A 7,706-nucleotide genomic window follows, 5' to 3' on the forward strand; every position below is an offset into this window, starting at 1 on the left:
TCATCTCCCATTAAATAGTTTCCAATACCCAGTACTAATATTCTATCTTTTTTATCACTATCTAAATAATCATGCGTTTGATAAAATAGTTTTTGTAGTTCAATTACATCATCTGAAATCATATAAATTTACATTATTTTTCTTTATTTTTAGCTTTCTTTTTATCTCCTTCCCACATTTGTTTTTCAGCTTTTTTAATAATTTCCGCTTCGCTTTCTTTTACTCTTTCTGAACGAATAAACTTAAAACCACTAATCATTGAAGAAGCTTCTCCTCTTGCTTCAACATAATCATGAAATAATACTAAATACACATGAATTATGATAAAAACCATAAATAACCAAGTAAAAATATGATGTATATATCTAGTTACAATATCACCACCTAGCATATTAGAAACCCCTTTAAACATCTCTGGAAGCCACCAAGATGATGTATCAGCAATTAAAGCCAATCCTGTCATAACTTGAAAAATGAAGAACAAAGTCATAATAAAATAAGAGAATGCAGCCAAATAATTATGACCAATACTTATATTATATAACTTATGTCCTTTGTCTTCCATTAAAAAAATATCAACCTTCAACACGTGAAATATATTTTTTATACCTTTTTTAGTATATGGTATAAAATTACGCCAATTCGAAAATTGATTTCCTGTAAAGGCCCAATAGATTCTAAAAATTAGATTAGCAATTAAAATATAGGCCGTTATAAAATGAATTGCTCTAACATAGCCAAACCAAAATGAATTTGTTGCTTCTACATGGGCATTAATAGCTGGAGGATTTGCAATTATAAATCCGGTTATTATCAAAATTATAGTTGAAAACGCTGTTACCCAATGAAAAAGTCGTACAGGTAATTCCCATACATAGACTCTTTTAAAATTAAATGTTGTTGCCATTGCTTACAATTTTACAATTAAATACTACAAGACCCATCAAGTTGAACTTGACTTACATGTTTACCATGTTCATCATATAAATGTACAGCACACGCCAAACAAGGATCAAATGAATGTATTGTTCTTAAAATTTCTACTGGATTTTCTGGGTCTTCAATAGGTGTTCCAATTAATGCAGATTCATACGCCGACATTTGTCCTTCAGGATCACGTGGGCCAGCATTCCATGTTGTTGGAACTACCATTTGGTAATTTTCTGTCTTTCTGTCTTTAATTTTAATCCAATGTGCTAGACCACCTCTTGGAGCTTCCATATAACCAACTCCTTTTGCTTCTTTTGGCCAAGTTGTTGGATCCCATTTTTCCATATTAGCCATGCGAGTATCCCCATTTTTAATATTTCCAATTAATTGGTCGAAAAATTCAAGTCCCCAATCAGCTAATAATTTAGATTCTAATCCTCTAGCCGCTGTTCTACCTAGTGTTGATAATAGTGCAGAAACAGGAATATCTAATGCTTTTAAAGCACCATCTACCACATTTTTATATTCAGGAATTCCTGAAGCATACCCTATTAACATTCTTGACAATGGACCAACTTCCATAGGTTTTCCATGCCACCTTGGTGTTTTCACAAAACTGTACTCCTTATCAACATCTAAATGCTTAAATGGAGGTTTTGGACCTGTGTAATTAATATCTGTTTCACCTTCCCAAGGGTGTAGCCCAACATCATTTCCATCTTTATAATTATACCAAGATTTATTTACAAATTCTTGAATTTCATTGGTGTTTTCTAAATCTACAGGATGCACTTTACTTAAATCGCCATTTAAAATAACTCCTTGAGGCCATTTAAAACTTGCCGGATTTCTATAATTATCCGTTGGTAAATCACCATAGGACAAATAATTATTAAATTTTGAACCTCCAATAGCACCCCAATCTTTATAGAAAGAAGCAATTGCTAATAAATCTGGAACATATACTTCATTAATAAATTTATGTGCATCTTTTAATAATTGACCAACATAGGCTAATCTTTCTGTATTTAACCCACCAGCATCATCTACATTAATGGCACTTGCCATTCCGCCAACTAAGAAATGTGGATGAGGGTTTTTACCACCTAAAATTGTATGAACTTTTACAATTTCTTTTTGCCATTCTAGTGCTTCTAAATAATGTGCAACCGCCAATAAATTAACTTCTGCAGGTAATTTCATTGCTTTGTGTCCCCAATATCCTTTTGCGAAAATTCCTAATTGACCACTATCTACAAACTTTTTAATCCGTTTTTTAACATCCGAAAAATAACCTGGAGAACTATTTGGCCATTTTGAAATACTTTGTGCCAATTCAGATGTTGCTTTTGGATCTGCATTTAAAACTTGTGTAATATCAACCCAATCTAATGCGTGCAAATGATAAAAATGTACCACGTGATCTTGCATTGCATGTGAAACAGTGATAATATTTCTTGCAATTTCTGCATTTGGAGGAATTACAATATCTAATGCATCTTCAACTGCTCTAATAGAAGCTATTGCATGTACTGTAGTACAAACCCCACAAGTACGTTGCACAAAAGCCCAAACATCTCTTGGATCTCTACCTTGTACTATTTTTTCCATTCCTCTAACCATTGTTGAAGAAACATACGCATTTGTTACTTTACCTTCTTTTATTTCAGCTTCAACACGTAAATGCCCTTCTATTCGAGTAATTGGATCTATTACTATTCTATTTGCCATGATAAGTTATTTTAAGCTTTAATATTTTTTTCGTTTTCCTCACCACATTCTCCAGCCTCACGTAATTCTTTTTTCTTTGCTATGTTAGTTGCTAATGCATGTACAACAGCAGCACCAACAGCAGCACCAACAGCAACTTTACCAACAGTATCAGCTGTTGCTTCAATTCCCATACCAGGTACATTTACTAATCTTTCTGTAAATGGGCTATTATCCCAAAAATCTGGTTCACTACAACCAATACAAGGATAACCTGATTTAATTGGGAAACTAACGCCATTATTCCAACCCATGGAACCACATGCATTATAAGTAACCGGACCTCTACAGCCTAGTTTATATAAACAATATCCATCTTTTGCTTCTTGGCTATCAAAACTTTCTGCATATAAACCTGCATCAAAGTTTGGTCTTCTATAACAAGTATCATGCACTCGTTTTCCATAAAATTGTTTTGGTCTTCCGAAGGAATCTAATTCAGGTAGTCTTCCAAATATAGCATAATGCATTACAACACCAGTCATAACTTCTGCTATTGGAGGACATCCCGGAACTCTAATAATTGGTTTGTCTTTAATAATTGCATCAACAGGAACTGAACCTGTTGGATTAGGATAGGCTGCTTGAACTCCACCCCAAGATGAACAGCTTCCAAAAGTAAGAATAGCCGCAGCTCCTGCAGCAGATTCTTTTAGAATTTCAACTGCTGATCTACCTGCAATTGTACAATACACACCATCATCTTTCATTGGAATAGCACCTTCAACTACTAAAATATAATTTCCGTAATTCTCTTTCATTGATTCTTGTTTGGCTTCTTCTGCATTATGCCCAGAAGCTGCCATTAAAGTATCTGTATAATCTAAAGAGATATTATCTAAAATTAAATCGGCAACCAATGGATGGTCAGAACGAATAAATGATTCTGAACAACCAGTACATTCTTGAAAATGTTCCCAAATAACTGGTATACGTTTTTTGGTTTCCATTGCTTTAGTTACTTGCCCAATCATAGATGCTTCAAAACCCATAAAAGCAGTCATGTAAGTAGTAAACTTAATGAAATCCCTACGTGAATAACCTTTTTCTATGATACTTTCATAATAGGTTTTCATTTTTTTAGAAGAGTTAGACATATGCAAAATTTTAAGTGTTATATAAAAAGTAGTATGCTCTTAATTTATATTTTAAAAAGCACTGAACTAATTTATAACAAATTACTCAACATGTCAACCTTAACAACCTAATATAGAATGATTTAAAATAAGGTTAAATAATCCTTTTATGTTCTAATTACTACTTAACGTTATTTGTATTTTTTAGCAATTGCTTTACAATTATATAATTTGTAATTTTGAGTATACTGTTTTTTATAATTATGCATGAATTATCTATAGTAATGGGAATTGTTAAAATTGCAGAAGATGAAACTACGAAAGCAAAGTCCAATACCGTTACAAGAATTGAATTGGAAATTGGAACTTTATCAGGTGTTGAAATAGATTCTTTAAATTTCGTGTGGGGTTCTGCAGTTAAAAATACAGTGCTTGAAAAAGCTGAAAAACAAATTTTTGTAATTGAAGGTAAAGGAAAATGTGCTGATTGCGATACTGTATTTACTATGAAAAAAATTTATGATTGTTGTCCTAATTGTGGTAGTAATTTTAAAGGTATTTTAAAAGGAAAAGAATTAAGAGTAAAAGCATTAGAAGTAATATAAAACTATAAAATTATGTGTGGAACTTGTGGCTGTGGATCTGATAATAATGGTCCAACAATTTTAAAACCTGGTGAACATGAACATGGAGAACATCATCATCATGACTCGCATTCACATGCTCATGATGAGAATCACCACCATCACGATGGGCATTCACATGCTCACAGTCATTCTCATGATCCAAAACATAAAATTTTAGAAATTGAGCAAGATATTTTGCAGAATAATAAGGTTTTAGCTGCTAGAAACAGAGGTTTTTTTGAAGCTAAAAATATTTTCGCATTGAATTTGGTAAGTTCTCCTGGCTCTGGGAAAACAGCTATTTTAGAACGTACTTTAGCCAATTTAAAAAATGAAATTCCTTTTTATGTTATTGAAGGTGATCAACAAACATTAAATGACGCAAATAGAATTGATGTATTAGACATTCCTGTAATTCAAATTAATACAGGTAAGGGTTGTCATTTAGAAAGCGATGTAGTTTTTGATGCTGTAAAGCAATTAGAGATGAAAAACGATACCGTTTTAATGATTGAAAATGTTGGTAACTTAGTGTGCCCATCTATGTTTGATTTGGGTGAAAACAAACGAGTTGTAATTATTAGTACTACTGAAGGTGAGGATAAACCTATAAAATATCCAAATATGTTTCATACTTCTGATATTTGTATTATTAATAAAATAGATTTACTACCGTATTTGAATATTGATATTCAAAAATTAAAAGATTATGCTTTACAAGTAAATCCTAATTTACAGTTTTTTGAAGTTTCTGCAACTACTGGTGAAGGAATGGAAGCATGGTATAATTGGCTGAAAGAAAATGTTGCTTAACTAGTAGTTTTTGCGTTAGAGATTGAAGCCCTTCAACTACGCTCAGGATAAATTTATCCTTTTTTGAAGTGCAGTGTAAAAAAGATATAACGAAAAGCGCGACCTGAAAGGAAACGCCCAAAATAATTAATTAAATTTAGAAATATTAAATAACTATGTGTTTATCAATTCCTGGAAAATTAATAGAAATTACGAATCAATTAGATGACGTTTTTAGAACCGGCAAAGTATCATTTGATGGTATTTTAAAAGAAGTTAGTTTAACATTGGTACCCGAAGCAAACGTTGGTGACTATGTGATGGTACACGTAGGTGCAGCAATTTCTATAATTGACGAAGCCGAAGCTACAAAAACGTTTGATCTTTTAAAACAATTAGGAAAACTCCACGATTTAGATATTGCTGAAGGCGATTAAAAATCGAAATTCCAATTAAACACATCGGTTTTTAAACCAAATGAAATCCAAGTTGAATTGGATTTATCAAAAACACCCGTTGGTGCATCTGGTGTAAAGTTTCTAAATGTAATTCCTCCAAACAACTTTAAATTAGTTGCTGGATTTACCAAATAGCCTACTTGTAAATCGCCAATAAAAATGGTAGCAGTATTTCCTTGTCCAATTTCGTTTCCGTAATCTGAAGCCCTATTATCATTGTCTGCAAAAACATTTCCACCATAACTAAAAGTATCTGTTCCGTTATCAAAATCGAATCCTTTTTTACCAATTACAATTTTTGAATTGGCAAACCAACGATCTTTTTTATATTGAACAATACCTATAATTTCTCTAAAATTAGAACCCCATAAGTGTGCTAAAGGCTGATTGTTATGTCCGTAATTTAAATTTAGCTCGTCATGAGAATATGTATATGGTCTCACCGCATTGTACTCAGCTTGCAAGTATAAGTTTTCAATATTAAATGCATTGTGATACTTTGCGCCTAGTTGAACTCCATATTTATTTGCCCACCAACCATTACTACTAGTCATTTCACTTGCTCTGAAATCATCTAATATTAGTTGAGAATATAATGAAATATTATTTTTTAATTTATATTTTAGGCTTAATCCAAGTAATGTGTTTCCGGCTCTTGAACCTGTTGAAAATTCCACTGCGGTATAAAAAATAAGCGGATTTAAATAGTTTACATCAAAACCTCTATTGTTAGTATCTTCCCAAATTACTGTTTCAAACAAGCCAATATTTAATTTTTTTGTGGCGTTCCAACTTAAATAATGAATGGCCATAAATTTTTGTTTGTAAGCGCCATCAACTGTTAATTCTGGCCGAACATCTTGCATCCACATCCAAAGATTGGTGTATTTTATTTTCCAAAAATTAGTATTTATTTTGAAAAAGGGATACGGTGAAGCAACGTCAGACAAAAATAAGGATCTATAACCATCTCCTATAAAATTTTTACCATTTCCAAATTGGAAATTAAATGTTTTATTTGGTGTGTACGACACATACGCTTCAGCAACTGGATAATCATACGCGTCTGAATTAAATTCTTTCGCAATTCCACGTCCAGGAATAATTGCTGGGTTTCCTCCATCTGGTTTTATGGATTCAGCGTACCTATTTACATAATCTGCAAATCGTCCTTGACTTTCATAAAAACTAGTTGAAAAATTAAACTTCTTACCAATTCCACCATTGATATGAATTGAACGTGTATTATTAAATGTATTCACACCTTCACTATCTTTTCCAACTTGTACATCTGCGCCAGGATCAAGAGTAAACCAAAAATCCTTTCCTTTAACAAATGCCATATGTTCATTCAATAATTTTTTACCAAACCATGTAGATTTTTGTTTGATTAATTTATTTTTTTGAGTATCTAAATCAATATATTTAGTAATTTCAGAATACACATACGGTTTTACTGCTGTATGTGAATTATCTGCTTGATTTAAATAATAATCGTATGAATTATATTCTGCGTGTGTGAAAGGAATATTTAGTTCACTTTTATGCTCTGGAAATAAGGTGTTTTTTGTTACTTTTTGTATTGGTTCTTCTTGTGTTTGAAGAACTTTCACTTCTTTCTCTACAATTACTTCTTGAGGGTTATTTTCTAAAGGAATAGATAACGGAAAAACAAACTGCATTTCAATAGGATGATTGTTGAATTTTGCTGGAGTAATTGTTGGTAGCATCGTAAAAACTCGTTCAACTTCAGCTTTTAATTCCTTATACGGTGAATTCACATAAATTACCTTAATTTTCCCTAAAGTATTTACTAAAAAAACAATATTAATAGTTCCTCTAAAATTTTCTTGCTGAACATTTTTAGGAATCTTAAATTCTGAAATTATAGCTTGTTTTACCTCATTTTTAAAGCAGAAAGGCATTTCAGAAACATCAACTCCTTCACAAGCTTCAAAAACCGGGTATTTTTCTGTTTGAGAAAATACGGAAATTGATAGAAAAAGAAAAATTAACGTTATTTTTTTCATCGTTATTAATTACACTATTTTTTC

7 protein-coding genes are annotated in these 7,706 nt (G+C 31.8%); 3 read left to right on the top strand and 4 right to left on the bottom strand.

Annotated elements, in window-relative coordinates; all coding sequences use genetic code 11:
• Positions 1 to 133: 133 nt before the first annotated feature.
• Genes cybH through QM495_RS08400 form a run of 3 tightly spaced genes read right to left on the bottom strand, consistent with a single transcriptional unit; the run spans position 134 to position 3,776 of the window.
• A complete protein-coding gene (gene cybH, locus QM495_RS08390) occupies positions 134 to 907 on the bottom strand; it encodes a Ni/Fe-hydrogenase, b-type cytochrome subunit (protein ID WP_408671657.1) in 774 nt (257 codons plus the stop codon).
• A 17-nt stretch (positions 908 to 924) separates the two neighbouring features.
• Positions 925 to 2,661 carry a nickel-dependent hydrogenase large subunit gene (locus QM495_RS08395; protein WP_408671658.1) on the bottom strand — a complete coding sequence of 579 codons (1,737 nt, stop codon included), beginning with the start codon at positions 2,659 to 2,661 and terminating at the stop codon, positions 925 to 927.
• An 11-nt stretch (positions 2,662 to 2,672) separates the two neighbouring features.
• Positions 2,673 to 3,776, bottom strand: a complete 1,104-nt coding sequence (locus tag QM495_RS08400) for a hydrogenase small subunit (protein ID WP_408671659.1) — start codon at positions 3,774 to 3,776, stop codon at positions 2,673 to 2,675.
• A 263-nt stretch (positions 3,777 to 4,039) separates the two neighbouring features.
• On the opposite strand from QM495_RS08400, the gene QM495_RS08405 reads away from it, so the two are divergent.
• From QM495_RS08405 to QM495_RS08415, 3 genes are all read left to right on the top strand, one after another.
• Positions 4,040 to 4,381: a hydrogenase maturation nickel metallochaperone HypA gene (locus QM495_RS08405; RefSeq protein WP_408671660.1), complete on the top strand. Its 342-nt coding sequence runs from the start codon at positions 4,040 to 4,042 to the stop codon at positions 4,379 to 4,381.
• 12 nt (positions 4,382 to 4,393) lie between these two features.
• Complete coding sequence (hypB, locus tag QM495_RS08410; RefSeq protein ID WP_408671661.1) at positions 4,394 to 5,215, top strand: hydrogenase nickel incorporation protein HypB; 822 nt, start codon at positions 4,394 to 4,396, stop codon at positions 5,213 to 5,215.
• A 155-nt stretch (positions 5,216 to 5,370) separates the two neighbouring features.
• Positions 5,371 to 5,631 (top strand): HypC/HybG/HupF family hydrogenase formation chaperone, encoded by a 261-nt coding sequence (locus QM495_RS08415; RefSeq protein WP_408671662.1) that lies wholly within the window; start codon positions 5,371 to 5,373, stop codon positions 5,629 to 5,631.
• Here QM495_RS08415 and QM495_RS08420 read toward each other — a convergent pair.
• Positions 5,628 to 7,682 (bottom strand): gliding motility protein RemB, encoded by a 2,055-nt coding sequence (locus QM495_RS08420; protein ID WP_408671663.1) that lies wholly within the window; start codon positions 7,680 to 7,682, stop codon positions 5,628 to 5,630. The two genes, QM495_RS08415 and QM495_RS08420, sit on opposite strands and share 4 nt — an antisense overlap.
• Between the last annotated feature and the right edge of the window lie 24 nt (positions 7,683 to 7,706).

The sequence above is a fragment of the Lutibacter sp. genome (assembly GCF_046055765.1).
Lineage (GTDB): Bacteria > Bacteroidota > Bacteroidia > Flavobacteriales > Flavobacteriaceae > Lutibacter.

Bases quoted from the DNA above. Each gene is read 5' to 3' on its own strand.
- cybH (WP_408671657.1), bottom strand. From the start codon at position 907: ATGGCAACAACATTTAATTTTAAAAGAGTCTATGTATGGGAATTACCT.
- QM495_RS08395 (WP_408671658.1), bottom strand. From the start codon at position 2,661: ATGGCAAATAGAATAGTAATAGATCCAATTACTCGAATAGAAGGGCAT.
- QM495_RS08400 (WP_408671659.1), bottom strand. From the start codon at position 3,776: ATGAAAACCTATTATGAAAGTATCATAGAAAAAGGTTATTCACGTAGG.
- QM495_RS08405 (WP_408671660.1), top strand. From the start codon at position 4,040: ATGCATGAATTATCTATAGTAATGGGAATTGTTAAAATTGCAGAAGAT.
- hypB (WP_408671661.1), top strand. From the start codon at position 4,394: ATGTGTGGAACTTGTGGCTGTGGATCTGATAATAATGGTCCAACAATT.
- QM495_RS08415 (WP_408671662.1), top strand. From the start codon at position 5,371: ATGTGTTTATCAATTCCTGGAAAATTAATAGAAATTACGAATCAATTA.
- QM495_RS08420 (WP_408671663.1), bottom strand. From the start codon at position 7,682: ATGAAAAAAATAACGTTAATTTTTCTTTTTCTATCAATTTCCGTATTT.